Source organism: Bradyrhizobium sp. HKCCYLS3070 (assembly GCF_051167575.1).
Lineage (GTDB): Bacteria > Pseudomonadota > Alphaproteobacteria > Rhizobiales > Xanthobacteraceae > Bradyrhizobium.
Map to the genome: position 1 here is coordinate 84,415 of NZ_JBNPTI010000014.1, position 25,878 is coordinate 110,292.

The 25,878-nt window shown below is 66.4% G+C and carries 25 protein-coding genes; 12 read left to right on the forward strand and 13 right to left on the reverse strand.

The features are described from left to right. Nucleotides 1-73: 73 nt before the first annotated feature. A complete protein-coding gene (locus ACQR03_RS29235; protein WP_315752983.1) occupies nt 74-1,282 on the forward strand; it encodes a GNAT family N-acetyltransferase in 1,209 nt (402 codons plus the stop codon). Nucleotides 1,283-1,342: 60 nt separating this feature from the next. Further along, complete coding sequence (locus ACQR03_RS29240; protein WP_315752984.1) at nt 1,343-1,768, forward strand: HIT family protein; 426 nt, start codon at nt 1,343-1,345, stop codon at nt 1,766-1,768. Here ACQR03_RS29240 and nadC read toward each other — a convergent pair whose 3' ends face one another. The 8 genes from nadC to ACQR03_RS29280 all read right to left on the reverse strand — a co-directional run bounded on the left by nadC (nt 1,769) and on the right by ACQR03_RS29280 (nt 8,989). Further along, nucleotides 1,769-2,617, reverse strand: coding sequence for a carboxylating nicotinate-nucleotide diphosphorylase (gene nadC / locus ACQR03_RS29245; protein ID WP_315752985.1), 849 nt, complete (start codon nt 2,615-2,617; stop codon nt 1,769-1,771). Beyond that, nucleotides 2,614-4,167, reverse strand: a complete 1,554-nt coding sequence (locus ACQR03_RS29250) for an L-aspartate oxidase (protein ID WP_315752986.1) — start codon at nt 4,165-4,167, stop codon at nt 2,614-2,616. Before ACQR03_RS29250 ends, nadC begins: the two co-directional genes overlap by 4 nt. Then, nucleotides 4,164-5,150, reverse strand: a complete 987-nt coding sequence (gene nadA, locus ACQR03_RS29255) for a quinolinate synthase NadA (protein WP_315752987.1) — start codon at nt 5,148-5,150, stop codon at nt 4,164-4,166. The genes ACQR03_RS29250 and nadA overlap by 4 nt, the downstream gene beginning before the upstream one ends. A gap of 68 nt (nt 5,151-5,218) precedes the next feature. Further along, nucleotides 5,219-6,178 carry an NUDIX hydrolase gene (locus tag ACQR03_RS29260; protein ID WP_316171441.1) on the reverse strand — a complete coding sequence of 320 codons (960 nt, stop codon included), beginning with the start codon at nt 6,176-6,178 and terminating at the stop codon, nt 5,219-5,221. 15 nt (nt 6,179-6,193) lie between these two features. Further along, entirely contained in the window at nt 6,194-6,676 is a 483-nt protein-coding gene (gene tsaA / locus ACQR03_RS29265) for a tRNA (N6-threonylcarbamoyladenosine(37)-N6)-methyltransferase TrmO (protein WP_316171442.1), read from the reverse strand. A 78-nt stretch (nt 6,677-6,754) separates the two neighbouring features. After that, a complete protein-coding gene (locus ACQR03_RS29270) occupies nt 6,755-7,099 on the reverse strand; it encodes an AzlD domain-containing protein (RefSeq protein WP_434842104.1) in 345 nt (114 codons plus the stop codon). Next, nucleotides 7,096-7,842 (reverse strand): AzlC family ABC transporter permease, encoded by a 747-nt coding sequence (locus ACQR03_RS29275; protein ID WP_316165108.1) that lies wholly within the window; start codon nt 7,840-7,842, stop codon nt 7,096-7,098. Before ACQR03_RS29275 ends, ACQR03_RS29270 begins: the two co-directional genes overlap by 4 nt. 121 nt (nt 7,843-7,963) lie before the next feature. After that, nucleotides 7,964-8,989: a lytic transglycosylase domain-containing protein gene (locus tag ACQR03_RS29280; RefSeq protein WP_316202703.1), complete on the reverse strand. Its 1,026-nt coding sequence runs from the start codon at nt 8,987-8,989 to the stop codon at nt 7,964-7,966. Between the two features lie 133 nt (nt 8,990-9,122). Between ACQR03_RS29280 and ACQR03_RS29285 the strand changes: the two genes are divergently transcribed. After that, complete coding sequence (locus ACQR03_RS29285; RefSeq protein WP_316171445.1) at nt 9,123-10,058, forward strand: glycine reductase; 936 nt, start codon at nt 9,123-9,125, stop codon at nt 10,056-10,058. A gap of 114 nt (nt 10,059-10,172) precedes the next feature. After that, a complete protein-coding gene (locus tag ACQR03_RS29290) occupies nt 10,173-10,634 on the forward strand; it encodes a PEGA domain-containing protein (protein ID WP_315718380.1) in 462 nt (153 codons plus the stop codon). A 15-nt stretch (nt 10,635-10,649) separates the two neighbouring features. Here the strand turns inward: ACQR03_RS29290 and ACQR03_RS29295 are convergent, their stop codons facing one another. Then, nucleotides 10,650-11,666 carry a carbon-nitrogen hydrolase family protein gene (locus ACQR03_RS29295; RefSeq protein WP_316185703.1) on the reverse strand — a complete coding sequence of 339 codons (1,017 nt, stop codon included), beginning with the start codon at nt 11,664-11,666 and terminating at the stop codon, nt 10,650-10,652. Nucleotides 11,667-11,857: 191 nt separating this feature from the next. On the opposite strand from ACQR03_RS29295, the gene ACQR03_RS29300 reads away from it, so the two are divergent. Further along, nucleotides 11,858-12,814: a helix-turn-helix domain-containing protein gene (locus ACQR03_RS29300; protein ID WP_316185701.1), complete on the forward strand. Its 957-nt coding sequence runs from the start codon at nt 11,858-11,860 to the stop codon at nt 12,812-12,814. A gap of 78 nt (nt 12,815-12,892) precedes the next feature. Here ACQR03_RS29300 and ACQR03_RS29305 read toward each other — a convergent pair whose 3' ends face one another. Next, entirely contained in the window at nt 12,893-13,777 is an 885-nt protein-coding gene (locus ACQR03_RS29305; RefSeq protein WP_315718404.1) for a LysR family transcriptional regulator, read from the reverse strand. A 94-nt stretch (nt 13,778-13,871) separates the two neighbouring features. Between ACQR03_RS29305 and bla the strand changes: the two genes are divergently transcribed. From bla to ACQR03_RS29330, 5 genes are all read left to right on the forward strand, one after another. Then, entirely contained in the window at nt 13,872-14,771 is a 900-nt protein-coding gene (gene bla, locus ACQR03_RS29310; protein WP_316165107.1) for a class A beta-lactamase, read from the forward strand. A gap of 141 nt (nt 14,772-14,912) precedes the next feature. Beyond that, the gene (locus ACQR03_RS29315) at nt 14,913-15,074 is read left to right on the forward strand and encodes a hypothetical protein (protein ID WP_315718376.1); all 162 of its coding nucleotides are present in this window, start codon (nt 14,913-14,915) and stop codon (nt 15,072-15,074) included. 41 nt (nt 15,075-15,115) lie between these two features. Continuing rightward, nucleotides 15,116-15,442, forward strand: a complete 327-nt coding sequence (locus ACQR03_RS29320) for a c-type cytochrome (RefSeq protein ID WP_315718375.1) — start codon at nt 15,116-15,118, stop codon at nt 15,440-15,442. Nucleotides 15,443-15,541: 99 nt separating this feature from the next. After that, the gene (locus tag ACQR03_RS29325; RefSeq protein WP_315827298.1) at nt 15,542-16,969 is read left to right on the forward strand and encodes an MFS transporter; all 1,428 of its coding nucleotides are present in this window, start codon (nt 15,542-15,544) and stop codon (nt 16,967-16,969) included. A 5-nt stretch (nt 16,970-16,974) separates the two neighbouring features. Next, a complete protein-coding gene (locus tag ACQR03_RS29330) occupies nt 16,975-17,736 on the forward strand; it encodes a sulfite exporter TauE/SafE family protein (protein WP_315827299.1) in 762 nt (253 codons plus the stop codon). Between the two features lie 87 nt (nt 17,737-17,823). Here the strand turns inward: ACQR03_RS29330 and clpA are convergent, their stop codons facing one another. Both clpA and clpS read right to left on the reverse strand, forming a co-directional pair. Further along, on the reverse strand, nt 17,824-20,211 hold the full coding sequence (clpA, locus tag ACQR03_RS29335; RefSeq protein ID WP_315718374.1) for an ATP-dependent Clp protease ATP-binding subunit ClpA: 2,388 nt from the start codon (nt 20,209-20,211) through the stop codon (nt 17,824-17,826). Nucleotides 20,212-20,621: 410 nt separating this feature from the next. After that, complete coding sequence (gene clpS, locus ACQR03_RS29340) at nt 20,622-20,954, reverse strand: ATP-dependent Clp protease adapter ClpS (RefSeq protein WP_008960690.1); 333 nt, start codon at nt 20,952-20,954, stop codon at nt 20,622-20,624. A gap of 490 nt (nt 20,955-21,444) precedes the next feature. Between clpS and ACQR03_RS29345 the strand changes: the two genes are divergently transcribed. Beyond that, the gene (locus ACQR03_RS29345; RefSeq protein ID WP_315752999.1) at nt 21,445-23,220 is read left to right on the forward strand and encodes a TadE/TadG family type IV pilus assembly protein; all 1,776 of its coding nucleotides are present in this window, start codon (nt 21,445-21,447) and stop codon (nt 23,218-23,220) included. A gap of 91 nt (nt 23,221-23,311) precedes the next feature. Here ACQR03_RS29345 and ACQR03_RS29350 read toward each other — a convergent pair whose 3' ends face one another. Beyond that, nucleotides 23,312-23,653: a phasin family protein gene (locus ACQR03_RS29350; protein WP_316185697.1), complete on the reverse strand. Its 342-nt coding sequence runs from the start codon at nt 23,651-23,653 to the stop codon at nt 23,312-23,314. Between the two features lie 429 nt (nt 23,654-24,082). Between ACQR03_RS29350 and ACQR03_RS29355 the strand changes: the two genes are divergently transcribed. Further along, nucleotides 24,083-25,831 carry a D-alanyl-D-alanine carboxypeptidase gene (locus ACQR03_RS29355; RefSeq protein WP_315718371.1) on the forward strand — a complete coding sequence of 583 codons (1,749 nt, stop codon included), beginning with the start codon at nt 24,083-24,085 and terminating at the stop codon, nt 25,829-25,831. Nucleotides 25,832-25,878 lie beyond the last annotated feature (47 nt).

Sequence of the window (25,878 nt, forward strand, 5' to 3'; positions counted from 1 at the left end):
ACGATCTTCAGGGCGTGGCATCTGGGGCGTCCCGGCCGGGGCGTGCCGTGCCGGCCCGTTTGACAAGGATTCGATGGCATCGCCTGAGATCACGCTCGAAGCCGTTCCCGGGATCAACGAGGTCCCGGCCGCAGCATGGGACGCCTGTGCCAATCCCGAGGGCCGCGTCAGTCCCGGCTCATCTTCCGCCTGCGGGCGCGGCTACAATCCGTTCATCTCACACGCGTTTTTCTCGGCGCTCGAAGCCTCCGGCTCGGCCACCCTGCGCACCGGCTGGGCGCCGCGCCATCTGGTGGCGAAGATGGGTGACGAGGTCCTCGGCGTCGTGCCGTGCTACCTCAAGTCCCACTCGCAGGGCGAATATGTCTTCGACCGCGGCTGGGCCGATGCCTATGAGCGGGCCGGCGGGCGCTACTATCCGAAGCTGCAGGTCTCGGTGCCGTTCACGCCGGCCACAGGGCCGCGGCTGCTGATCCGCGCCGACCAGGACCGGGACATGATCGGCAATGCCCTCGCCCAGGGACTGAAGGCGCTGTGCGGGATCAGCGAGGCGTCCTCGGTCCACGTCACCTTCGCCCGGCAGGCCGAATGGCAGCTGCTCGCCGCGCAGGGCTTCCTGCAACGCACCGACCAGCAGTTCCACTGGCACAATCAGGGTTTTTCCACCTTCGACGATTTCCTGGCGACGATGAATTCGCGCCACCGCAAGGCGATCAAGCGCGAGCGGCGCGACGCATTGGCCGCCGGCATCACCATCCATTGGCTGACCGGCAAGGACATCACCGAGGACGCCTGGGACGCATTCTTCGAATTCTACATGGAGACCGGCTCACGCAAGTGGGGCCGGCCGTATCTCAACCGCAAGTTCTTCTCGCTGATCGGCGAGAGCATGGCCGACGACGTGCTGCTGGTCATGGCCAAGCGCGAGGGCCGCTGGATCGCCGGCGCGATCAACTTCATCGGCTCGGACACACTGTTCGGGCGCAACTGGGGCGCCATCGAGCACCACCCGTTCCTGCATTTCGAGGTCTGCTACTACCAGGCGATCGACTTTGCGATCCAGCACAAGCTCCAAGTCGTCGAAGCTGGCGCTCAGGGCGAGCACAAGATCGCGCGCGGCTACCTGCCGCAGACCACCTACTCCGCGCACTACATCGCCGACCGCGGCCTGCGCCGGGCCATTGACGACTATCTCAAGCGCGAGCGCGCCTATGTCGAGGAAGCCGGCCGCGAACTCGCCGAATCCGCCCCGTTCCGGAAAGGCATGGACGAGCCGTCTTGACCGGCGACACGTGCCGGTGAGAGTAAGGCGCACCAAGAGGAACCGCTTAAGGGACTGCCCATGACCGCCTACGATCCCAACAATCCGTTCGCGAAGATCCTGCGCGGCGAATTCCCCTGCACCAAGGTCTATGAGAACGACCACGTGCTGGCGTTCCTCGACATCATGCCGCGCGTGCCCGGCCACACCCTGGTGATCCCGAAGGCCGCTGCACGCAACATCCTCGACATCACCGAGGAGGACTATCTCCACGTCGGCCGTGCCGTGCGCACCATCGCCCGTGCCGCCAAGACCGCGTTCGCCGCCGACGGCATCACGGTGCAGCAGTTCAACGAGCATGCCGGCGGCCAGATGGTGTTCCACCTGCACGTCCACATCATGCCTCGCCGCAACGGCGATTCCCTGCTGCCGCCGGCGAGCCGCAAGGAAGATCCGAAGGTGCTGGAGGAGAACGCCGCCAAGCTGATTGCGGCGCTGAAGGGCTGATCAGGCCTCGTCGAGCCCGATGTCGAGCGCGGCCGACGAATGCGTGATCCAGCCGACCGAGATCAGGTCGACGCCGGCCGCGGCGATCGCGGGCGCGGTCTCCACGGTGATCCGGCCCGAGGCTTCGGAGATGGCCTTGCCGCTGATCATGCCGACCGCGGTTTCGAGCTCCGCCGGCGTCATGTTGTCGAGCAGCACCGCATCGACGCCCAGCGTCAGCGCCTGCTCGAGCTGAGCCAGAGTGTCGACCTCGACCTCGATCTTGACGAGATGGCCGGCATGGGCCTTTGCGCGCGTGATGGCAGCCTGGATGCCGCCGGCGATGGCGATGTGGTTGTCCTTGATCAGGACGGCGTCATCGAGCCCGAACCGGTGATTGCCGCCGCCTCCCGCGCGCACCGCATATTTCTCCAGCGCGCGCAGGCCCGGCGTGGTCTTGCGGGTGCAGACGATCTGCGCCTTCGTCCCCTTCACCGCCGATACCAGGGACGCCGTCGCGCTGGCGACCCCGCTCAAGCGGCAGAGGAAGTTGAGCGCCACGCGCTCGCCGGTCAGGAGCGCCCGTGCCGGGCCGCTGATGGTCGCGATCGCGTCTCCCGGCGTCACGACGCTGCCGTCCGGTCGCACGATCTCCATGCGCACGTCCGGCGAGACGGTCTGGAAGGCGCAGCGCGCCACATCGAGGCCCGCGATCACCCCGTGCTGGCGCGCCCGCAGCTTCAGCGATGCGCGCTGCTCGGCGGGGACGATGGCATCGGTGGTGATGTCGCCGGCGCGGCCGAGATCCTCGAGCAGAGCCATGCGCACCAGCGGCTCGTAGAGCAAAGGCGAGAGAGGATTGAGAGTCATGGCACTGCGCTCCTGGACGGCGTCTGCTCCGCCTCGACAATGTCGCGGGCAACCGCGATCGCCTCGGGCAGAGTGAGGCTGGATGGCTGCGCGACGGGCAGCGTGCCCGGACGATCGCTGCGGAAATGCGCGCCGCGGCTCTCCTCCCGCGCATGGGCCGCGACCGCGAGCATCAAGCCGACCAGCGCCGGGTCAGCCATGGGCCCGGCCTGCTCTGCCAGCGGAAGCAGGCCGCTGACGGCAGCCGCGATCGTGCGATGCTCGCGCATCACGCCGAGCGCATGCGACAGCAGCGGCCGTGCGGCCGACGGATCGGACGCCGGCGGAATGGCAGCCACCGCGCACGGCTTGCCTGCACGCTGCGGCGCGCCGGCCACGCTTTCGGCCACCCATTGCGCGCAGACGATCGCTTCCATCAGCGAGTTGCTGGCGAGCCTGTTGGCGCCGTGCAGGCCGGTGCGGCTGGCCTCGCCACAGGCCCACAAGCCCTCGACCGTGCTGCGTCCCATCGTGTCAACAGCGATGCCGCCCATATGATAGTGCACGGCCGGCCGCACCGGGATCGGATCGCGCGCGGGGTCGATGCCCGCCATGCGGCAGAACGCGCTGATCACGGGATAGCGCGCGGCGAAATCCTTGCCCGGCTTGTTGCGCGCATCGAGGAACACGCGGCGGCCTTGCGCACGGCGGCGCCATACCGCCCGCGCCACTACGTCGCGCGGCGCCAGCTCAGCGCCGGGCTCGTCGGCCATGAAGCGCGTGCCGGTGTCGTCGATCAGGACGGCGCCGTCGCCGCGGATCGCCTCGGTGAGCAGCGGCAGCGGCCGCGACGGTCCGTCGAACGCGGTGGGGTGAAACTGCACGAATTCGAGATCGGACAGCACGGCCCCGGCCCGCGCCGCCAGCGCGAGGCCCTGGCCGAAACAGCCGGCCGGATTGGTGCTGTCGAGGAACAGGCCGCCGATGCCGCCGGTTGCGATCACGACGCGCGTCGTGGCGAGGATCAGAGCCTCATCGCCGCGCGCCGCAGCCACGCCCTGGATCGCGTTGTCATTGACGATCAGCCGGCGCGCCTCGACGCCTTCGAGCAAGGTCACCGAAGCACAACGCCTGACAGCCGCGATCAGCGCGCGCATGATCTCGCGTCCCGTGCCGTCGCCCGTCGCATGCACGATCCGGTTGCGGCTGTGTGCGGCCTCCAGGCCCAGACGCCAACGTCCATCCGCACCTCGGTCGAACGCAACGCCAAGCTGGGCGAGGCGCTCGACCGCGGCCGGCGCCGCATCGATGATGCGGCGCGCGGCGGCCTCGCCGCACAATCCGGCTCCGGCGGCGAGCGTGTCCTTCAGATGCAGCGACGGATCATCGTCATCGCCAACCGCGGCGGCGAGGCCACCCTGCGCCCACATGCTCGACGCCTCCGCGCCGAGCGGCGACTTCGACAACAGCACGACCGGCTCGGGCGCAAGCGCAAGCGCCGTCATCAGACCTGCGGCACCGCCGCCGATGATCACGGGACGGCCGATCAACTTCGAAACATCGATGCTCATGATGCCAGCATCCTTTCCACTGCGCGCCGCGCGCGCTCGGCCATCGCGGGATCGATCGTGACCTCGTGCGTGTTGGTCTCGAGCGCATGGCGGATGTTCTTCAGGGTGATCCGCTTCATGTGCGGGCACAGATTGCAGGGGCGGATGAACTCGATGTCGGGATGGAGCACGGCGACATTGTCGCTCATCGAACATTCTGTCAGCAGCACCACCCGGGCCGGCCTTCTTGCTCCGACGAAGTCCGACATCGCCGCGGTGGAGCCGGCGAAGTCCGCCTCCGCCACGACCTCTGGAGGACATTCCGGATGGGCGAGCACGGTGACACCAGGATGGTTGTCGCGCAGCGTGCAGACGTCCTCGGCGCTGAAGCGCTCATGTACCTCGCAATGCCCTTTCCAGGCCGTGATCCTCACGTTCGTCTGTGCGGCGACGTTCCGCGCGAGATATTCATCCGGCAGCATGATGACGTGATCGACACCGAGCGACTCGACCACCGCGCGCGCGTTGCCGGAGGTGCAGCAGACGTCGGACTCGGCCTTCACCGCCACCGACGTGTTGACATAGGCGACCACGGGCACACCCGGGTGGCGCGCGCGCATCAGCCGCACGTCGTCGGCGGTGATCGACTCCGCCAATGAGCAGCCCGCCTCTACGTCGGGAATCAACACCGTCTTGTCGGGATTGAGCAGCTTGGCGGTCTCGGCCATGAAGTGGACGCCGGCGAGCACGATCACCTCGGCATCGACCTTGGTCGCTTCGCGCGCCAGCAGCAGGCTGTCGCCGACGATGTCGGCGACGCCGTGATAGATTTCGGGCGTCTGATAGTTGTGCGCCAGCACCACGGCATTGCGCCGGCGCTTCAGCGCCAGAATGGCTTCGACATCGTCCTCGAAGACAGCCCATTCCGGCGGCGGGATCACCCGGCTCAGACGCTCAGCAAGCGATGCATTCGGCGCGACGGCGGGCAGGACAAGATCGACCATTTATACTCTCCGTGAGCATAAGATGGCTTATACTTATCCTGAGCATAAGCTGTGTCAAGAGCGGGAGATCAAGATCGCGAGAGCGGCAGCTTGGTTCCGACCACCGCCCGCTCGGCCAGAACGCCCTGCCGGAAGCGGAACAGCTTGGCCGGCCGGCCAATCGTGTCGGCAGCAATTGCGCCTGTCTCTTCAACCAGTTCCTGCTGCTCGATGAGGCGGCGGAAGTTCTGCTTGTGCACGAGCCGGCCGGCGAGAGCCTCGACGCTGCGCTGCAATTGCAGCAGTGTAAATTCTTCCGGCATCAACTCGAACACGACCGGCCGGTATTTGATCTTGGCGCGCAGGCGGGCAATGCCGGTGGCGAGAATCCGACGGTGATCACCGATCATGGCGCGCCCGGGCAGCATCGGCTGGCTGGCCCCCTTCTCGCGCACGCTCTCGGGGATCATCGCCGCCTCATACAGCAGCTCATAGCGCTGCAGCGTCAGCTCCTCGTTCCACTCGCGGCCATCGAGACCGAAGGTGATTGCGGCGCGCTGCCATCTCGTCTTTTGCAGCGCCGGCTGGTCGGCGGCTCGCGCCCAGGCCTTCAGCTTCGGCGCGATGATCTTGGCCAGGATCGTCGGCGGTCCGTCGCGATGATCCTCCCACGGGAAGTAGTCGTACCACGACGACCATTGCGCATCCGCGCCCTCACGCCCCTCTTCCTCGCGGGTCAGGCCGAGATAGCTGATGGAGATGCGGTGCGGCGCGTCGGGATCGCCGCCGCGACCGCGGTCGGCGAAGGTGTAGAGCTGCTCGACATAGCCGAGCGGATGACCGGTCTGCGCCTCGACCCAGGCGCGCAGCCCCATCTGCAGTGAGCGGTGCGCGAACTGAAACGGTCCGCTCGGCAGCGCCGCAGCATGCTCGATCGTCATGATCTTCGGGTGTCCGTCGGTCACCGCCACCAGCACGGCGACGAGGTCCGCCGTGATCGCATCCAGAGCCGTCACCGTCTTCTGCGGCCGCTTGTTCACCTTCGACATCCGGATCCGTCGGTCCTATTTGTCATCCTCACCCGCCGCCGCCGGCGTGAACGCGCAATGATCCGGCTTCAGGTCGATCAGCGGCGTCTCGTCGAGGCAGTCGAGACCGCGCACCAGCACGGTGTTGCCTTCCAACGCGACGAAGCGGACGGTCGACACGCCGATCGGATTGGGACGCACCGGCGAGCGCAGCGCGAAGGTGCCCCGGGTTTCGCCGTCATGATGGCGCGGGCTCTGCTTGACGAGATCACGGCGCGCCCGGTTGAGCCAGTACAGCACCTGGAGGTGGCTGAAGGCGTCGATGCCCTGCAGCGCCGGCACCCAGGGCTCGAAGATCTCGAGCCGGCACACCGGCCCCTCGAAGCTGCCCTGCCGCGGCGTCTCGAGCCGCGAGGTCCAGGGCGTGCGGATGCGGCCGATGAAATACAGCGTGGCGTCGCGCGGCTGTGGCGCGTCGACGGCGACTTCTCCCGGACGGAGATCGGAATCAGTGGTCATTGCGGAGTCCTTGGGTCTTCCCGGCAATCTATCCGAACCTCGGCTCACCGCAATTGCGGTCGCGCAAGATCGCGCAACTCAGCCGAGCCACCATTTGCCGGCCAGCATCGCGGCTTCGCCGCAGACGACACCGGCAAAGATCGAGCGGCGGCTCGCCATGAAGGCTGCAAGGCCGGCAGCGACGGCACCGTAGCGCAGCCCCCACGGCACGCTGGCGAGCGCGCCCGGCGGCTGCACCAGGATCTGGGCGATGACCCCCGCCAAGATGGCGGTCGCGACCGCCTTGACCCACATCAGCAGGTCCGAGCCCTCGTCGAGCCCGCTGCCGAACCAAAGTCCGAGCAGGCGCCATATCTGGTTGGGGATCACGCCCGCCACCAGCAGCACCACGAGCGCATGCCAATCGCCGACGAAGTCGCTCATGCCAGCCCCCGCCGCTCGCGCCATTTGTGCGCGCCGAACGCGAGCGTTCCGGCGACGACGCCGCTGACCAGGATGTCGACGCCGCTGTCGAGCTGGGCGGCCAGAGGATACAGCACGAGGCCGAGACCGAGCGCGAGCACGTCGGCAAGCTCCCTGGCGTTGCGCAGGGTCGAGAACAGGAAGGCCAGCGGCGTCAGCAAGAGCACCGCGGCGCCGAAGGTCTGCGACAGATTGGCGGCGAGAAGATACCCGATGATGGTCGCGATCAGCGCAATCCCCATCAGGCCGCTGCCGAGCCCATGCACGAAGGCGATGCGGCGATCGCGCGGCACATGCGGCAGGAAGCGATAGCATTCGACCCACAGGGTCACGGCGGTGAAATGGGCGATCAGCACCAGGTGCCGCCGCTTGGTCTGCGGCGAGCGGATCAGGGGCAGCACCGCCACCACCATCGGAAACAGCCGGATCGCGCTCATCGTGACCGCGATCGCCGATTGCAGAATGGTCTGGCCGGAGCCGAGCGTGGAGACCAGGATGATCTGCGCTGGACCGGCCCATACCAGCACCGTGCTCAGGATCGCCCAGAGCATGCTGAAACGGGTATCGTGGGCGAGCGCGCCGATGCCGATGAAGGTGACGAACAGCACCAGTGACAGGATGGTCGCTGACGTCGCGCGCAGCCCCCAGCCGAAGGCGCGCAGTGAACCATGCCATTGCGGCGAATCGAGCGGAGGAAGTGTCACGGGCGGCCCAGCGGAACGAACCGCGATAAGGCTGGCGAAAGCCGCTCGCGTCAACCGCCATCAGGCGCGCGCGGGTCTGCGTCCGGCGCAGCCATCCCCCACACGCCGCGCTGCGGCAGCTCTATCCGGAGCGATTGCGCAGCACGAAGCAGGCACCGCCGGCCTCGCGGATCCGACTGCAGAGCGCGTCGGCCTCGGCCCGTGTCTCGGCGCCGATCCGCACCTGGTAGAAGGCGCGGTTGCCGCGCGAGCGCATCACCGACGACAGCAGGCTCGGGTCGCGGTCGCCGATGACCGGGCCAAGCCCCTTGATCGCCCGCGAATACATCGCGAGCGCCTTGTTGCGGTCGAAGCCTGCAGCCAGTTGGACGCCCCATGGTTTCGCGGCCGACAGCGCCACATGCTGCTCGAGCTCCGTGACGAACGGATTCGGCGCGCGCTTCAACATCGCCATCAGCTGACGACACGAGGTCGGCGGCGGGCTCGGCGGCGTCTTGCCGCCGTTACCGGCGGCCGCCCACTCATCGATCGTGGCTCCCGTGATGGCGGAGACGTAGTTGCGGGTCTCCCAGGGCATCTGCCCCTTGCCGGCGAGCCAGTCCTGCACCCGGCGCGGCCCCGCATTGTAGGCCGCCGCCGCGAGCCCGAGATTGCCGAACTGGTCGCGCAGCTCGGCCAGGAACTGCGCCGACTTCGGCAGCGCCTGAACCGGATCGAACGGATCGAGCAACTGGCGCTCGTTCGCCGTGCCCGGCATGAACTGCGCGATTCCCTGCGCGCGCTGGCCGTTGCGCGTGACCGGCCCGACTGCATCGCTCTGGAAGCGGCTCTCCTGCCAGATCACGCGAGCGAAGAATTCGAGCGGCAGATCATTCGCCTTGGCTGCGGATTCGATCATCAGGCAGATCGCCTCGCGCGTACCGCTCTCCTTGGCCTCCTCGGACTTGTTCTCCGAGCCCCCTGCCGCAGCGTCTGCCGGCTTGGCAGCCTCCTGCGGCGAATCCTGCCGGGCGCCGTCCTTCGGATCAGCCGGCGCGGCAGCGTCACGGTCGGAGGCCTGCTCCGCCGCCACGCCGGACAAGGGCATGGTCAGCATCAAGGCAAGGCCGAGACAGGCAATGCGAGCAACCGAAATCATGGAAAGCATCGTGAGCGCGGTGCAATGGTTGGAATTCTGCCGAGAGACAAAGCCCAAGACCATGCGGGGTTCCACCGCGCGGCGCCTTGACACAGCGAACGAGCCGGCTAGCAATCCCCGAGTGCCGCAGGGAGCGCGACGGATGACCGCACCGACCGACGACAGACTCGGCTTCGCGCCCGAAAGCGATGCGCCATTGTCCTACATGGCGCGCACGCGCGACTACTATCTCGCGATCGGCTATGACACGCCCTATCGCTGGGCTCACTACACGTCGGCGCCGTTCCATCCCTTGCGCAAGCCGCTCGCGCAGTCGCGCGTCACCATCGTCACCACGGCCGCGCCTTTCGATCCCGCCAAAGGCGATCAAGGCCCCGGCGCGCCCTATAATGGCGGCGCCAAGTTCTACTCCGTCTATGACGGCGACACGTCGGCGCAGCACGACCTGCGCATTTCCCACATCGCCTATGATCGCGCGCACACCTCGGCCGAGGATTCCGGCACCTGGTTTCCGCTACCACAGCTCCTAAGGCTGGCAGGTGAAGGCCGCATCGGCGCGGTCGGACCGCGCTTCTTCGGCGCGCCGACCAATCGCAGCCACCGCGTCACGATCGAGACCGATGCGCCAGAGATTCTCGCGCGCTGCCGCGCCGACGAGATCGACGCCGTCGTGCTGGTGCCGAACTGTCCGGTGTGCCACCAGACCGTGAGCCTGGTGGCACGGCATCTCGAAGCGAACGGCGTCGCGACCGTCGTCATGGGCTGCGCCAAGGACATCGTCGAGCACGCCGCCGCGCCGCGCTTCCTGTTCTCGGATTTTCCGCTGGGCAATTCCGCCGGCAAGCCGCACGACGCGGCCTCACAGGCCTTCACGCTCGAGTTGGCTTTGCGTGTCCTCGAGAGTTCACCAGCCGCACGCACGACCGTGCAATCGCCTTTGCACTGGAGCGACGATCACGGCTGGAAGCGCGACTACAGCAATCCGGCCATGCTCGCGCCGGACGAGCTGGCGCGGCGGCGCGCCGAGTTCGATGCGCAGAAGGCGATCGCGCGGCAGGTTCGTGGAAAGCAGGTGTGAAAGCCACACTCGCGCGAAACTCGCCCGGGAATTTCTTCGGATAATGCTGATTGCGCTTGCCGTCCCGCTCCAGTTGCGCTTGAGTTCCCCCGGGTTTGAAGGGGGCAGTACCAAATGAGAGTTGTAGCGTTGGTGGCGCTGTGCGCCGCGCTGGGAGGCTGCGCGTCCGTAACGCGGGGTACAACCGAGACGATCAGTGTCGCGTCGACGCCGTCCGGGGCCGAAGCCACGATCGCCGGTCTCGAAGCGCCGATGACCTGCACGACGCCCTGCTCGTTCGTCGCCAAACGCAATGCCGACATCTCCGTCACCATCGAAAAACCGGGCTACGAGACCCAGATCATCCCGTTGACCAAGGACATCCCGGCGACCGGCGCGGCCGGCTTCGCCGGCAACATCCTGGCGGGCGGCCTGATCGGCATGGGTGTGGACGCAGCGACTGGCGCGGCGACCGACCACAAGCCGAACCCGGTGATCGTCACCTTGCAGCCGCGCATGGCGGCGCCGGCAGGCCGTCCGCAGCGGCCGCCGCGGCGGTCGGCCCCGCCGCCGGCACAACCGGAGGCCGGGACCTAGCGCCCGCCAAGCCTGTCAGCCAGCCGCCGATGGCGCCTCGCCGGGAGTGACCGTGTCGACCGGCAACGCGAACTGCTCGACCCGGTTGAGCGGCTTCTTGTTGAGCAGCAGCCGGGTGACGTCGGGGCGCGAATAGTGTCCCGCCGGATCGGCGGCATTCTTGGCGATGCCGATCATGCCCAAATCGATCTCGGCGATCAGCAGGCCTTCCTGCTCCGGCGGCAGCTTCTCGGCGAGCGACGAGCCATCCGGACCAAAGATCGCGGCGTGGCCGCCGCCGACATGCAGCAGCGCGTGCTTGTCGGGCCGGTCGCACAGTTCGTCGATCATCGCCTGCGAGACGGTGGCGCACGGCGCCAGCACGAAGCACGAGCCCTCGACCGCATAGACGCGCGAGGCGGCGTTGTTGACCTCGGCGCCGAGCGCCGGCGCGAACGGATCGTACAGCGAGAAGCTCGGCCACGCCGCGACGTGCACCTGCTCGTTCTGCGCGTACATCGCATATTTCGACAGCGGCTGCAGATGCTCCCAGCAGCACAGCGCACCGATCCGGCCGATGTCGGGACGATCATGCACAGCAAGGTCGCTGCCGTCGCCCTCACCGTAGACGGTACGCTCGGCATGGGTCGGCCGCAGCTTGCGGCGCCTGGCAATGGTCTCGCCGTCCGGGCCGATCAGCCATTGCGCGATGTAGAGGCTGCCGCCGTTGCGCTCGGAGAGTCCCAGTACGGCCGTCAGCCTGGCCTTGCGCACGGCAGCCCGCAGCGCTTCGGCCTGCGGGCTGTCATAGGCCAGCGAGTTGTCGAAATAGCGCTGCACGAAGCCGCGACCGATGCACCAGGCCGGCGAGTCCATCCAGATGTGCCAGGGATAGCCGGGGATGAAGACCTCCGGAAACGCGATCAGCTTGGCGCCCTTGTCGGCCGCCTCCTCGATCAGGGCGATGGTCTTCTTGATCGAGGCGTCCAGGTCGAGCCAGGCCGGTGCCGCCTGCACCACCGCCACCTTGTATTTCGGATGTGCCAGTCCCATCGCTGCTGCTCCCTGATGCCGTGCGCGGCGGTGGCGCCGCGACCGGGCCAACTATTGACGCCAGCCGGCTTTCGCGCTCGTCTGCCAGGGAACGAAAATTCGACTGCGGCCGAGACGAAGACCCCAGCCGGCCCGGAATTTGCTGCATTGCCACAGATCAAGCCGGCAGAGGTGCAGGGGGAGACGGAGCGATGCCGATCCTGTTCACCACCGACGGAAGCCCGGGCCACCGCCGGCTGGCGCGGTGGCAGGACATCGTCTGCGACGTCTATGTCGGGCTCGATTGCACGTCCGATCTCGGCAGCGCGTTTCGCGGCTCGGTGACCCATACCACGTTGGGACGGGCTGTCTGCTCCGAGGTTGCCTCGGACCGGCAGCGCGTGCACCGGACCTCGCAGCGGATCTCCCGGGCGGATGCCGACTTCGTTCTCGTCGCATTCGGACGTGAGGGAATGGGCGGCGTCGTCCAGGATGGCCGCGACACCGTGATCCGGCCCGGGGAGTTCGCGATCTACGACACGACCCGCCCGTATGAGCTGCAGTTCGACGCCGCGTTCAAGCAGATCGTGTTCAAGCTCCCGCGCGAGATGCTGCAGCGCCGGATCGGCCCGACGGAGACCGTGACGGCGATCAGCTTTGGCCCCGACAGCCCGCTCCAGCCCCTCGCCCATGAGTTCATCGTCAGGCTCTGCGAGCGCGCCGAGCACATCGGCCCCGAGCATGCCGAACCTCTCGCCAACCAGGCCGCCGACCTGCTCGCCATGACCTTGGCCGAGCGGCTGCGCGCACAACCCCTGCCCGCCTCGAGCCATCGCGCAACGCTGCTCTATCGGATCAAGGCGCACATCCGCACCCGACTATCCGACGCCGGCCTCTCACTGCCGGAGATCGCACGCGAGCTCGGGCTATCGACGCGCTACGTCAATGATCTGTTCTCGGACGAGGAGACGTCGTTCCAACGCTTCGTGCTGGCCGAGCGGCTCAAGCAGTGCCGGCGCGATCTCGGCTCGCCGATGCTGGCGCATCGTCAGATCAGCGAGATCGCGTTTTGCTGGGGCTTCAATGACCTCTCGCATTTCGGCCGCGTGTTCCGCGAGCAGTTCGGCCTGTCGCCACGCGAGTGGCGGCGCAGCGCCGTAAAGCGCTGAGCTGGCCGCAACGCGCCCGCCTCACGCGCCTCGTGGCGCTGTTCGCGCCCTCGGCTTGTGCGCGGTGGCGCCCGGCCGTCAGCGCGGCGGATCGGCGCGCAAGGCATCGACCAGCCAGTCACGAAAGGCAAGCATGCCGGACGTCGGTTCTTTCGACTTCAACCAGGTCAGCCAATAAGAACCGGCGGCGACCCCAGCCGCAAACGGCCGGACCAGCCGACCCGTCTCGAGCTCGCAGTTGAACATGGCGATCGGAACCAGGCCAACGCCGACGCCGCGCGCGGCCGCTTCGGCCATCGCGACGGAGCTGTCGAAGATCGGCCCCTGGATCATCGGACATGGAGCGCCCGCGACTGCAAACCATAATGGCCATTCCTCGGCGCGATACGACCGCAGGAGATTTTCGCCCGCGAGGTCCGACGGCGCGCGCAGACGACTCGCGACATCGGGATGACAGACGGGCGACAGCGGGGCAGACATCAGATGGATGGCCTCAGTGCCGTGCCAGGATCCGTCGCCGAAGCGAAGCGCGATGTCGAGCCCGTCTCCGGCGATATCGATGCGGTTGTTGTTGGTGAGGAGGCGCAGGTCGATATGGGGGTGCGCATCTCGAAAACCGTCGAGGCGTTGCAACAGCCATCCCGTTGCAAAGGTGCCGACACAGCCGACGGTCACGACCTCGCGGGTTCCCTTCGCTTCGATGCGATCGATCGCGCCGCTGATGCGACTGAACGCATCGTTGAGGACGGGAAACAGAGCCAGGGCTTCGTCAGTCAACGTGAGGCCACGCGGCAGGCGCCGGAACAGGTGAGCGCCCAACATCTGCTCGAGCTGTTTCACCTGGTGACTGATCGCGGTCTGCGTGACCCTGAGCTCCAAGCCTGCCTTGGTGAAGCTCAGATGCCGGGCGGATGCTTCGAAGGCCCGCAAGGCGTTCAAAGGGAGATGGCTGCGGATGGGCATGATGACCAAGTTCTGCTCATGGCTCGACGAATAAATGATCGTTTGTCAGTCGTCACCTCGTTCGGCAGGTTCGCGCAGTCACTGGAGAATGAACATGCTGACGAGACGGCGTCTGGGTTTTGGAATCCTCGGGATGGCGGCTGCGGCGAGCGGGCTGCCATCACCTGCGGCGAAGGCGGCGGCCGACCGAAGGGCGCATCTGGAAGGGGAACTCGCCCGCATCGAGCGCGAGAGCCTCGGACGGCTCGGCATCGCCGTCCTCGACTCCGAAAGCGGGTTCGAGGCGGGCCTGCGCTCGGCCGAGCGCTTTCCGATGTGCAGCACGTTCAAGTGTCTGGCTTCCGCGGCTGTCCTGAAGCGCGTCGACGCCGGCGAACTGCATCTCGACACGCGCGTCCCGTTCGAGGCGAAGGATCTCGTAACATATTCGCCGGTGACCAAGGAGCACGTCGGCCGCGGCATGACACTCGCCGAGCTCTGCGAAGCTGCGCTCACCCAGAGCGACAACACCGCGGGAAATCTCCTGTTGCGGCAGATCGGCGGTCCTGCGGGTCTGACGCGTTTTGCCCGATCGATCGGCGACGAGATCAGCCGCCTGGACCGCTGGGAAATTGAGCTCAACGAGGCGCTGGCCGACGACCCTCGCGACACGACCAGTCCGGCCGCCATGCTACAGAACCTGCGCCGCGTGCTCCTTGGCGAGGTCTTGTCGACGAATATGCGCCAGCGATTGACGGACTGGATGATCGCCAACAAGACCGGCGACACTCGGCTTCGCGCCGGTGTGCCGCGTGACTGGCGCGTCGCCGACAAGACGGGCGCTGGGGACCGCGGCACGACCAACGACATCGGCATTCTCTGGCCCCCGGGCCGCAAACCGGTTCTGGTCACGGCCTATCTGACTGGTTCACAGGCGTCTCCCGAGGATCGCAACGCAACGATCGCGAAAGTCGCGCGGGCGGTTGCAGACGTCGTGATGGGACAGGCTGGGTAGTTCCAGCATCCGGCTTCCGAGCCCCTCCGGAAGCCGGACATCAGACCCAAGATGTTCGCCATGGCGGCGCAACGATTGGGCAGGCTAAGCTGCGGCCGGCCCACGTCATCGGAATGTGCGGCCGCTGCCGGGATCGATCCGATGCGCCGCTTTGCCATGAAGGCCCTGTTCTCCCTGCTGACCTTGCAGCGGGACGACGAGACACAGCTGCGCTGGGACCGGATCGTCCTGATCGGCTCGACCCTGGTGACGATCGGGCTGATCGCCCTATATGCCTATAGCAAGGCCGAGGGCCGCTGGTAGCCGGGCGCAAGACACGCGAGAACGAGTTCATGAGACGACGAATGGGGTCCGCCTGCCTGCTGCTGGCGTTCGCGTCGACCGCCAGCCATGCGCTGGACAGCGAGCAGAAGCGTGGAAAAGCGCTCTTGCAAAGCCTTTGCAGCCGATGCCATGCGGTAGGTCTCACAGGCGCCAGCCGGCACCCCGACGCGCCCCCGTTCAGGACCTTCGGTGACAGCAAGCTCTACGACGAGGATTTCGCCCAGCGGCTGCAGGCCGGCCTGTCGACCATTCACAAGGACATGCCGAGCTTCCAGTTCGATCGGCCCGAGGCAGAGGCCGCGGTCAATTACCTCAAGGCGATCCAGGTCCGCCCCAAACGGCGGTGACGCGCCGGCGCGCTCCGCTGGCGTGGAACGGGACTTGTACGGCCCGGTTGCCCGTTCCCGTTCATTGTCCGCGGCCCGGCTGCGATCGGAGCCCGCATGATGACGCCGACGACCACGGGTCTGCACGCCGACGGACTGCCGCTGCCGCAGCGTACCTGGGCGATCGTGACGATCGCCCTGGGCATCGTGCTGGCCGTGATCGACGGCGCCATCGCCAATGTGGCGCTGCCGACGATCGCCCGCGACCTCCATGCGAGTCCTGCTTTTTCGATCTGGATCGTCAACGGCTATCAGCTCGCGGTAACGATCTCGCTGCTGCCACTGGCCTCGCTCGGCGAGATCATCGGCTATCGGCGGGTCTATCTCGCCGGCCTCATGCTGTTCACGGCTGCCTCCGCCTTCTGTGCGCTGGCCGACAGCCTGCTACTGCTGACGCTCGCGCGCATCCTGCAGGGCTTCGGCGCCGCCGGCATCCTCAGCGTCAACTCGGCGCTGGTGCGTTTCACCTATCCGCACGCTCTGCTCGGCCGCGGCATCGGCATCAATGCGATGGTGGTCGCGGTCTCCGCCGCACTCGGTCCGACCATCGCCGCCGGCATCCTCGCCGTCGGTAGCTGGCCGTGGCTGTTCGCGATCAACGTGCCGCTCGGCATCGTCACCTTCGTCTTCGGCTTCCGCTTCCTGCCGCATACGCCGCGCGCGCCGCACATGTTCGATTGGCAGAGCGCGGCGCTGAGCGCGGTCGCCTTCGGCTTCCTGATCGCCGCCGTGGACAGCCTCGGCCATGGCGAGGCGCTGGTGACCTGCGCGATCGAGTTCGTCGTCGCCGTCACGGCCGGCGTGTGGCTGGTCTGGCGCCAGACCCACATGGCCTCGCCGCTGCTGCCGGTCGACCTGCTGCGCATTCCGGTGTTCGCCCTGTCGATCGCGACCTCGATCTCGTCGTTCTGCGGCCAGATGCTCGCCTTCGTCGCGATCCCCTTCTATCTCGAAAGCCATTTCGGCTATTCGCCGGTGCAGATGGGCCTGCTGATCACGCCGTGGCCGATCGCGGTCGGCCTGACGGCGCCGATTGCGGGGCGGCTGGTCGAGCGCGTGCCGGCCGGGCTGCTCGGTGGCATCGGTCTCGTGATCTTCGCATGCGGGCTCGGTGCGCTCGGCCTGCTGCCGCGCGAGCCGTCGGCATGGGATGTCGTCTGGCGCATGGCGCTGGCCGGCTGCGGCTTCGGCCTGTTCCAGACGCCGAACAACCGCACCATGATCGCCGCTGCGCCACGCGAGCGCGCCGGCGGCGCCAGCGGCATGCTCGGCACGGCGCGCCTGCTCGGCCAGACCACGGGCGCGGCCCTGGTCGCGATGTTTCTCGCGATCGACGCGACCGACGGCACGCGGCTGTCGCTCTTGACCGGGGTCGGTTTCGCGCTGGTCGGCGCGTTCCTGAGCATGCTCAGGCTGTCGCCGGCCGGCGCGCGCGGCGCCGAGCGCGTCCGCGTCCAGGACGGCCAGCGGCTGAAGGGCGAGTCGTGACAGCGATGACGGACTGGACGATGCTGGCCCTGCTCGCCCTCGCCGCCTTCGGCTCGGGCATCGTCAATGCGCTGGCCGGCGGCGGCGCGTTCCTGACCTTCCCGACGCTGCTCGCCGCCGGCATTCCCGCGATTGACGCCAACGCTTCCAGCACCGTCGCGCTCTGCCCCGGCCAGTTCGTCAGCGCTTGGGCCTCCCGTGAGATCTTGAACGACGCAAAGGCGCCCTGGCGCCACGACCTCGTGCGGCTGTCGATCATCAGCCTGCTCGGTGGCACGCTCGGCGCCGTGCTGCTCTTGGTCACACCGTCGGCCGCCTTCAGCCGGCTGGTGCCCTGGCTGTTGCTGTTCGCCACGATCGTGTTTGCATTCGGCATGCGCTTTACGCCCAAGGATGGCGCGCGCTGGTTCGGGCCGCGGACCATCCAGGCGGTGCAGTTCGTGATCGCGATCTATGGCGGCTACTTCGGCGGCGGCATCGGCATCCTGATGCTGGCGGCCCTGGTGTTCTACGGCATGCGCGACATTCGCGCCATGAACGGCATGAAGGTGCTGCTCGCTGCGCTCATGAATATGACGGCCTCCGCCATCTTTGCGTTCTCAGGCCGCGTGCATTGGCTGGAGACGCTGACGATGATGGGCGCTGCCATGGTCGGCGGCTTCGTCGGCGCGCGGCTTGGCCAGATCATCCCGCCGGCCCATGTGCGCCGCTTCATCATTGCCGTCGGCTGCGGCCTGACGGTGTATTTCTTCGTCAAGCCGGCCTGAGCCGGACGTCGCATCACAGCACCTCGCGTCAAACGAAAAAGGCCGGCGCGATGGCCGGCCTTTCGTAGTCATCTCTTAGCGTCAGGCTTACGCCTTGACCAGCGGTCCCTTCGGCGCCGGCCCCTTCGAGCCGCCGCCGGACTTCGGCTTGCGCTTGCGCGCGGCCGGAACTTCGGACTTCGGCGTGACCGGGCCCTCGACGAACTCGAAGCCGATCTTCTCCTCGACGCCGGATTCGTCCTTGACGAGAACGACACGGACGTGACCGCCGCCCTTCAGCTTGCCGAACAGCACCTCGTCGGCCAGCGGCTTCTTGATGTGCTCCTGGATCACACGGCCCATCGGCCGCGCGCCCATCTGCTCGTCATAGCCGTGCTGGATCAGCCAGGCCTTGGCCGGTTCCGACAGCTCGATCGTGACGTCGCGGTCGGCGAGCTGGGCCTCGAGCTGCAGCACGAACTTCTCGACGACCATTCCGATCACCTCGACGTTGAGGTGCGCGAACGAGACGATGGAGTCGAGCCGATTGCGGAATTCCGGCGCGAACTGCCTGTTGATCGCCTCGTGGTCGTCACCTTCCCGCTTCGAGCGATGGAAGCCGAACGCCTGCTTGGCCATGTCGGCCGCGCCTGCATTCGTGGTCATGATCAGGATCACGTTGCGGAAGTTGACCTGCTTGCCGTTGTGGTCGGTGAGCCGGCCGTGATCCATGATCTGCAACAGCACATTGTACAGGTCCGGATGCGCCTTCTCGATCTCGTCCAGCAGCACCACGCAGTGCGGATGCTGGTCGACGCCATCGGTCAGGAGGCCGCCCTGGTCGAAGCCGACATAGCCAGGAGGCGCGCCGATCAGGCGCGACACCGTGTGCCGCTCCATGTACTCCGACATGTCGAAGCGCAGCAGCTCGACGCCCAGGGTCGAGGCGAGCTGCTTGGCGACCTCGGTCTTGCCGACGCCGGTCGGACCCGAGAACAGATAGCAGCCGATCGGCTTCTCCGGCTCGCGCAGGCCGGCACGGGCCAGCTTGATCGAGGCCGACAGCGAATCGATCGCCTTGTCCTGGCCGAACACCACGCGCTTGAGGGTCTGCTCGAGATGCTTGAGCACCTCGGCATCGTCCTTCGACACGCTCTTCGGCGGAATCCGCGCCATCGTGGCGATCGTGGTCTCGATCTCCTTGATGCCGATCGTCTTCTTGCGCTTGTTCTCGGCCAGCAGCATCTGCGCCGCGCCGGATTCGTCGATCACGTCGATCGCCTTATCCGGCAGCTTGCGGTCATGGATGTAGCGCGACGACAACTGCACCGCGGCCTCGATGGCCTCGTTGGTGTATTTCAGCCGGTGATAGTCCTCGAAGTACGGCTTCAGCCCCTTCAGGATCGCGATCGCATCCTCGACCGACGGCTCGTTGACGTCGATCTTCTGGAACCGGCGCACCAGCGCGCGGTCCTTCTCGAAGTGCTGGCGATACTCCTTGTAGGTCGTCGAGCCCATGCAGCGGATCGAGCCCGAGGCCAGCGCCGGCTTGAGCAGGTTGGACGCATCCATCGCGCCGCCCGACGTCGCACCGGCACCGATCACGGTGTGGATCTCGTCGATGAACAGGATCGCGTTCGGATGCGCCTCGAGTTCCTTGAGCACCTGCTTCAGGCGCTCCTCGAAGTCGCCGCGATAGCGCGTGCCCGCGAGCAAGGTGCCCATGTCGAGCGAGAACACGGTCGCGGCCGACAGCACCTCCGGAACCTCGCTGTCGACGATGCGCTTGGCGAGGCCCTCGGCGATCGCCGTCTTGCCGACGCCGGCTTCGCCGACGAACAGCGGGTTGTTCTTCTGGCGCCGGCACAGCACCTGGATGGCGCGGTTGATCTCGGAGTTTCGGCCGATCACCGGATCGATCTTGCCGTCACGCGCCTTCTTGTTGAGATTGACGCAATAGGTTTCCAGCGCCTCGCCCTTTTTCTTGGAGTCCTCGTTGCCCTTGGCTTCGGTCTCCTCGTCGACGCCGCGAACCGGGCGCGCTTCGGAGACACCAGGGCGCTTGGCGATGCCGTGGCTGATGTAGTTCACGGCATCGTAACGCGTCATGTCCTGCTCCTGCAGGAAGTACGCGGCGTGGCTCTCACGCTCGGCGAAGATCGCGATCAGCACGTTGGCGCCGGTGACCTCTTCGCGGCCCGACGACTGAACGTGGATCACGGCGCGCTGGATCACGCGCTGGAAACCTGCGGTCGGCTTGGCGTCGTCGCTGCCGTCCGTGACCAGATTTTCGAACTCGGTTTCGAGGTAGTTCACGAGACTGCCGCGCAGCTTGTCGAGGTCGACGCTGCATGCGCGCATCACGGCCGCTGCATCGGAGTCATCGATCAAGGACAGAAGGAGGTGTTCCAGTGTCGCGTATTGATGATGACGCTCGTTGGCGATCGCCAGCGCACGATGCAGGGATTGTTCAAGGCTTTGAGAAAAAGTCGGCATGCGCGTCCTCTGTGGCCCCTTGCCATCATGATCGCCGCCGCCCGGTCAGGCAACAACAACCTTCGTCAAATATAGTTATAACCGAGTGCGACAAAAGACCGGCCGAGCCGCTCGATTACGGGTTCACCGGATCGTCAATGCAAAACCCGTTCCGATTGCGGCAAATCCGGCTGCGACAACCGAACGGCGCACGCCGCCGAGCGGGGAGAGATAAGGACCAGAGCGGCCGTAATTCTTCGGACGAGAAGTGAAACCTGCCCGGATTGCGCTGACCTCGTCTGCAGCAATTTGCGGCTTTCGATGACCCTTCGTCCGATGCCGATTCGCGGTGATCAATCGGGCAGCGCCCCAGCCCCCGCCCCTGGCCAGCAGATGCGCGCGTCGGCGGCTCCCTTCGCGGAGGGAGCCGGCTATTTCTTCTCCATCACACACTGCAACGGGTGCTGGTGCTTGCGGGCGAAGTCCATCACCTGCGTCACCTTGGTCTCGGCGATCTCGTAGGTGAAGACGCCGCACTCCCCGATGCCGTGATGATGCACGTGGAGCATGATCTTGGTCGCGGCCTCGACGTCCTTGTTGAAGAACTTCTCCAGGACGTGAACGACGAACTCCATCGGCGTGTAATCGTCGTTCAGGATCAGGACGCGGTAGAGGTTGGGGCGCTTGGTCTTCGGCTTGACCTTGGTGATCACGGACGTGACCGGGCCACCGGTGCCACCGGACTTGTTGTCGTTATTGCTCATCCTGGGCGCGGATCGGTTCAATCTGGAAGTTGGCTGCGACATCTTGCACGCGTTAGATATGGCTGCGAGGCTCCCAATAAAGAGTTTCCCTCGGCGGGTTGCTCTCAATAAGGGGTGCCCCCCGACCTGTCCCCTGCCGGGCCGCTTTCCGCCACCCGGTCCTGCTTTCCAGATCGCCTGTCCCAGCCGACCGGTCCGGTCGGACCGACACCGGGAATATGGGTCAGCGCCCGGTTTGCCGCAAGCGCAGGCCCGGGACGGACCGACGCTCCGGCAGGACCGATTCCCTGCCCCGGCCATGAGGCGCAAGGTTAATCAAACCGGTCGCATTTTACAAAGCCCATTCAGCGGGCATTGACAGGGAACCAGCCCGGTTGCGGGCGCGGCGCCACGCTGCGGGCATTGGCCCGGTGTTTCGCGGTTTCGATTTACCCGTCCTTGACGAAGCCGAACCGAAAACACCTGCAGAAAACCATAATTGGTGAGCGACATGACCGATGTCTCCTTCATTCGACTCTGCCGCCGCGCCGTCCGACGGTTCGCCTGCGACCGCGGTGGCAATATCTCCATGCTGTTCGCCATCGCGCTCGTCCCCATCCTGGCCTTCGTCGGGGCAGGCGTCGACTACAGCCGGCTGAATGCCGCGCGGTCGTCGATGCAGGCGGCGCTCGACTCCACCTCGCTGATGCTGTCGCGCGACCTGGCGCAGGGCACGATCAGCGCAGCCGACATCGGAACCAAGGCAAGCGCCTATTTCAAGGCGCTCTACACCAGCACGGACGCACAGAACGTCACCGTGACGGCCAGCTATACCGCCTCGACCAGCTCGTCGGCCTCCAACATCCAATTGTCGGCCAACGGTCAGATCGTCACCCAGTTCATGAAGATTGCCGGCTTTCCGACCATGGACTTCGGCGCCAAAACGACATCGACCTGGGGCGACGTGAAGATGCGGGTGGCGCTCGCGCTCGACAATACCGGCTCGATGGCATCCAGCGGCAAGATGTCCGCGCTGCAGAACGCCGTGGCCGGCAGCGGCGGGCTGATCGACCAGCTCAGCGCGCTGGCCAAGACCCCGGGCGACGTCTACATCTCGGTCGTTCCATTCGCCAAGGTCGTGAACGTCGGCGCAAGCAATTACGCCAAGGACTGGATCGACTGGACCGACTGGCAGAATCCGCCCACGATCCAGCCTGCCAATGGCTCCTATCAGGCCGCAATCCCGAACGGCAGCTACACGCAATCGCAATGGGACATGGTGGGACCGGGATCCTCCTGTCCGTTCAAGTCCGGCAACGGCTTTCCCTACTTCTCCTGCACCAGCGACCCGGCGACCGGGAGTTCGAGCGCCTCGCGGATTCCGACGAGTGGGAGCTACACGGGCTACATCTGCCCGGGCTACGATTCCGCCTCGCACAGCTATTACAACGGCTGCTGGAACAGCGTTCAGACCAGCACGCGGGTGAACTGGTGCACCGGGAGCTATTGCAGTTGCCCGACCAGCGGCAGCAATCTTCCGAACAACACGTGTAGTTGCACGGGAAGCGGATCCAGCACGGTGTGCAAGGTCAACACCTTCACCCACACCTGGGTCGCCAACACCAAGAGCACCTGGACCGGATGCGTCGCCGACCGCACCCAGCCGAACGACGCAAATGCCGTGTCACCGGCGACCTCCGACGTGACGACGCTGTTCCCGGCCAACCAGCACATGGAGAACAACATCCAGTACTGCAGCAGCACGGCCTCCACGAAACTCGCGGAAATCGTGCCGCTCAGCTACAGCTGGAGCTCGCTGAAGAGCGCGGTCAACGCCATGCAGCCGACCGGCGGCACCAACCAGGCGATCGGACTTGCCTGGGCCGTGCAGTCGCTGATTCCAAACGGCGTGCTGGGCGCGCCGGCGGAGGACGTCAACACCACCTATAACCGTGTCATCATCCTGCTGTCGGACGGCCTGAACACCGAGGACCGCTGGCCCGAATACGGCAACGGCTCGTCGCAAGCCTCGGGCAACCCGATCGACGCGCGCCAGGCCCTGCTCTGCTCGAACCTGAAGAACACCAAGGATTCGAAGGGCAACGCGATGTACACGATCTACACGATCCAGGTGAACACGAGCTCGCCCGCCGATCCGACCTCGGCCGTGCTGCAGAACTGCGCCAGCAGTCCCGACAAGTTCTACATGCTGACGAGCTCGAGCCAGATCGTGACCACGTTCAACTCGATCGGCACCGCATTGTCGAAGCTGCGCGTCGCCAAATAACAGAAGCGCCGGGCACCGACAGCGCTCCACCTTCAGCCAACAAAAAAGCCCGGCGCAAGCCGGGCTTTGTGCTCCCTGCAGGCGCGAACGGTCAGTGCGCGGCCGGCGGGGAGAACTTGGCGGCGATGCCTTCCAGCGGCTTGAACGCCTGCTTGGCGAGATCCGAATACAGCCCGGCGATCTTCTGCGAATCGGCGACGAAGGTCTCGTAGGCCGACTTGGCGAACTCGGTCTGCACCTCGAGCACCTTGTCGAGCGACTTCACGCCCTGGAGCTTCTCGACGAACGACTTGGTGTCCTCGAACGACTTCTTGGTGTAGTCGCCATACGCGGTGGCGATGGCCTGAAGGCCGTTCTGCACGGTGGTCGCGGAGTTCACGACGGTCTCGAACTGCTCTTTGCCGTAGTTCTGAAAGTCTTCAACCTTAAACATGTGGCATTCCTTTCCCTGATTTTGAGCGCCCTCAGGGAAGCCCCGGCTCCCTGACGCATTCATAATATAGTGCAGCGCACAAAAAAATCAAGAATCTTGTGCAATGCACCATCTCGGGCATTGCGGTCTCGACGCACCGTCGGACGCCCCAAGCCGGGGCAGTTCGGCAGAAATACCAGCCATCGCCGCAAGGTTTCTTTAATCCTTTGGCAACTCGACCGTCCTAACCTCTCCGGTGGTCCCGGCCAGCGTCGGCCGAACCGTAAAGCTGTTCTAAAACAGCGTCTTAACAAAACCTCAGTTCGAGGCCTTCGATGCTTGGCAGCGTCACGGCGCGATCGGGAGGTCCGACAGGCACGGTTACGGGGGCGTTCGGCACAATTTCGCCTTACGAGCCGGTGATCACGTCAGAAATTGGACGGGGATTTCATGCTTCGCAAAAAAATGGCTTCCTCGCGCCTGTTGCGAGTTGGCGTCTACGGACTGATCACCCTCGCGACGGCAGCAGTGGTCACGGTCGACAGCGCGGAGGCGCGTCGGCGCCATCGGCAGCATCACGCGCGTCACTCCCCCCATAATGACGAGGGCAGCTACAGCCCGGCGTTCGCGTCGATCGTCGTCGACGGCAATTCCGGCGCGACGCTGACGGCGACCAATCCCGACGCCTTGCGGCACCCCGCCTCGCTCACCAAGATCATGACGCTCTATTTGCTGTTCGAGCGGCTCGATTCCGGCAAGATGAAGCTCGATACCGAGATGCCGGTGTCCGAGCACGCCTCCGAGCAGTCGCCGACCAAGCTCGGCTTGCGCCCCGGCCAGAGCATCCGCGTCGAGGACGCGATCAAGGGCCTCGTGACGCGCTCGGCCAACGACGCCGCCGTGGTCATCGCAGAAGCGATCGGCGGCGACGAGGACGAGTTCGCCAAGATGATGACGCGCAAGGCGCGCTCGCTCGGCATGAGCCGCACCACCTATGTGAACGCCTCCGGCCTCCCCGCCGACGCGCAGATCACGACGGCGCGTGACCAGTCGATCCTCGGCCGCGCGATCCAGGACCGCTTCCCGCGGTACTACCGCTACTTCTCGACGGTGGTGTTCAATTATCGCGGCCAGTCGATCCGCAACCACAATCATCTGCTCGGCAATGTCGAGGGCATCGACGGCATCAAGACCGGCTACACCCGCGCCTCCGGCTTCAATATCGTGACCTCGCTGCGCCGCGGCAACCGCCATCTGATCGGCGTCGTACTCGGCGGCCGCAGCGGCGGCTCGCGTGACGCCATCATGCGCAACCTGCTCGCCGAAAATCTCGACAAGGGCGCGACCCGGCGCACCGTGGCGGCGATCGGCGAGCGCGGCGGCTCCGACAGCGGCGATGCCGATCAGGGCACGATGCAGCTCGCCTCGGCGGCGCCGGAGACGCCGGCCCCGAGCCGCGCCTCCAAGATCATCTCAACCCTCTCGGAAGCCACCGCGGCCCTGCCGCCGGCGGCACCGAGAGAGGCCAAGGTCGAGCCGGCGCCGATGACCTCCGGCGTGATCCAGAGCCAGCCGATGTCGATCGTTCCCGGCTCGACCGAGCCGATGAAGCCGGTCAAGGTCAGGACGGTCCAGGTCAAGGCCGGCGCGGTCAAGCTCGCGACCGCCGCGCCGCAGCCGGCCGCCCCCGCTCCCGCACCCTTCGCTCAGCGTGTCGAGGCCATCGAGCCGGCGCCGCCGATCGCCCGTACCGAGGCCCCCCGTCCCGACATGCCGCCGCAGCCGCCGGGCCATGGCACCGGCAACGGCATTCTCGGCGTGCTGCCCGCCTCCAGCCTGCCGGCAGGCTCGTCGCAGGCCATGGCCTATGCGGCGCCTCCGGCCCAGCCGGCGCCGACGCAGATCGCCTCCGCGAGCGCTGCGCCGGAGCTTCCGAGCAAGCCTTCCGTCACGCGCAGCGGCTGGATCATCCAGGTCGGAGCGCTGGACAACGAGGCCGAGGCCCAGAAGCGGATCGAGGCGGCCCGCAGCTCGGCACAAGGTCTCCTCAGCAAGGCCGATCCCTTCACCGAGACGGTCGCGAAGGGCGACAAGAAGCTGATCCGCGCCCGCTTCGCCGGGCTCGATCGTGATCAGGCCGAGGCCGTCTGCAAGAAGCTGAAGCGCGCCGACATCTCCTGCATGACCGTGCACAACTAACGCCGGCACTGATCCTGTTCCGATGAGGCCCGCGCGACACAGCGCGG

Coding starts and splice junctions, on each gene's coding strand:
- ACQR03_RS29235 (WP_315752983.1), top strand. CDS start 74: ATGGCATCGCCTGAGATCACGCTCGAAGCCGTTCCCGGGATCAACGAG.
- ACQR03_RS29240 (WP_315752984.1), top strand. CDS start 1,343: ATGACCGCCTACGATCCCAACAATCCGTTCGCGAAGATCCTGCGCGGC.
- nadC (WP_315752985.1), bottom strand. CDS start 2,617: ATGACTCTCAATCCTCTCTCGCCTTTGCTCTACGAGCCGCTGGTGCGC.
- ACQR03_RS29250 (WP_315752986.1), bottom strand. CDS start 4,167: ATGAGCATCGATGTTTCGAAGTTGATCGGCCGTCCCGTGATCATCGGC.
- nadA (WP_315752987.1), bottom strand. CDS start 5,150: ATGGTCGATCTTGTCCTGCCCGCCGTCGCGCCGAATGCATCGCTTGCT.
- ACQR03_RS29260 (WP_316171441.1), bottom strand. CDS start 6,178: ATGTCGAAGGTGAACAAGCGGCCGCAGAAGACGGTGACGGCTCTGGAT.
- tsaA (WP_316171442.1), bottom strand. CDS start 6,676: ATGACCACTGATTCCGATCTCCGTCCGGGAGAAGTCGCCGTCGACGCG.
- ACQR03_RS29270 (WP_434842104.1), bottom strand. CDS start 7,099: ATGAGCGACTTCGTCGGCGATTGGCATGCGCTCGTGGTGCTGCTGGTG.
- ACQR03_RS29280 (WP_316202703.1), bottom strand. CDS start 8,989: ATGCTTTCCATGATTTCGGTTGCTCGCATTGCCTGTCTCGGCCTTGCC.
- ACQR03_RS29285 (WP_316171445.1), top strand. CDS start 9,123: ATGACCGCACCGACCGACGACAGACTCGGCTTCGCGCCCGAAAGCGAT.
- ACQR03_RS29290 (WP_315718380.1), top strand. CDS start 10,173: ATGAGAGTTGTAGCGTTGGTGGCGCTGTGCGCCGCGCTGGGAGGCTGC.
- ACQR03_RS29295 (WP_316185703.1), bottom strand. CDS start 11,666: ATGGGACTGGCACATCCGAAATACAAGGTGGCGGTGGTGCAGGCGGCA.
- ACQR03_RS29300 (WP_316185701.1), top strand. CDS start 11,858: ATGCCGATCCTGTTCACCACCGACGGAAGCCCGGGCCACCGCCGGCTG.
- ACQR03_RS29305 (WP_315718404.1), bottom strand. CDS start 13,777: ATGCCCATCCGCAGCCATCTCCCTTTGAACGCCTTGCGGGCCTTCGAA.
- bla (WP_316165107.1), top strand. CDS start 13,872: ATGCTGACGAGACGGCGTCTGGGTTTTGGAATCCTCGGGATGGCGGCT.
- ACQR03_RS29315 (WP_315718376.1), top strand. CDS start 14,913: ATGCGCCGCTTTGCCATGAAGGCCCTGTTCTCCCTGCTGACCTTGCAG.
- ACQR03_RS29320 (WP_315718375.1), top strand. CDS start 15,116: ATGGGGTCCGCCTGCCTGCTGCTGGCGTTCGCGTCGACCGCCAGCCAT.
- ACQR03_RS29325 (WP_315827298.1), top strand. CDS start 15,542: ATGACGCCGACGACCACGGGTCTGCACGCCGACGGACTGCCGCTGCCG.
- ACQR03_RS29330 (WP_315827299.1), top strand. CDS start 16,975: ATGACGGACTGGACGATGCTGGCCCTGCTCGCCCTCGCCGCCTTCGGC.
- clpA (WP_315718374.1), bottom strand. CDS start 20,211: ATGCCGACTTTTTCTCAAAGCCTTGAACAATCCCTGCATCGTGCGCTG.
- clpS (WP_008960690.1), bottom strand. CDS start 20,954: ATGAGCAATAACGACAACAAGTCCGGTGGCACCGGTGGCCCGGTCACG.
- ACQR03_RS29345 (WP_315752999.1), top strand. CDS start 21,445: ATGACCGATGTCTCCTTCATTCGACTCTGCCGCCGCGCCGTCCGACGG.
- ACQR03_RS29350 (WP_316185697.1), bottom strand. CDS start 23,653: ATGTTTAAGGTTGAAGACTTTCAGAACTACGGCAAAGAGCAGTTCGAG.
- ACQR03_RS29355 (WP_315718371.1), top strand. CDS start 24,083: ATGCTTCGCAAAAAAATGGCTTCCTCGCGCCTGTTGCGAGTTGGCGTC.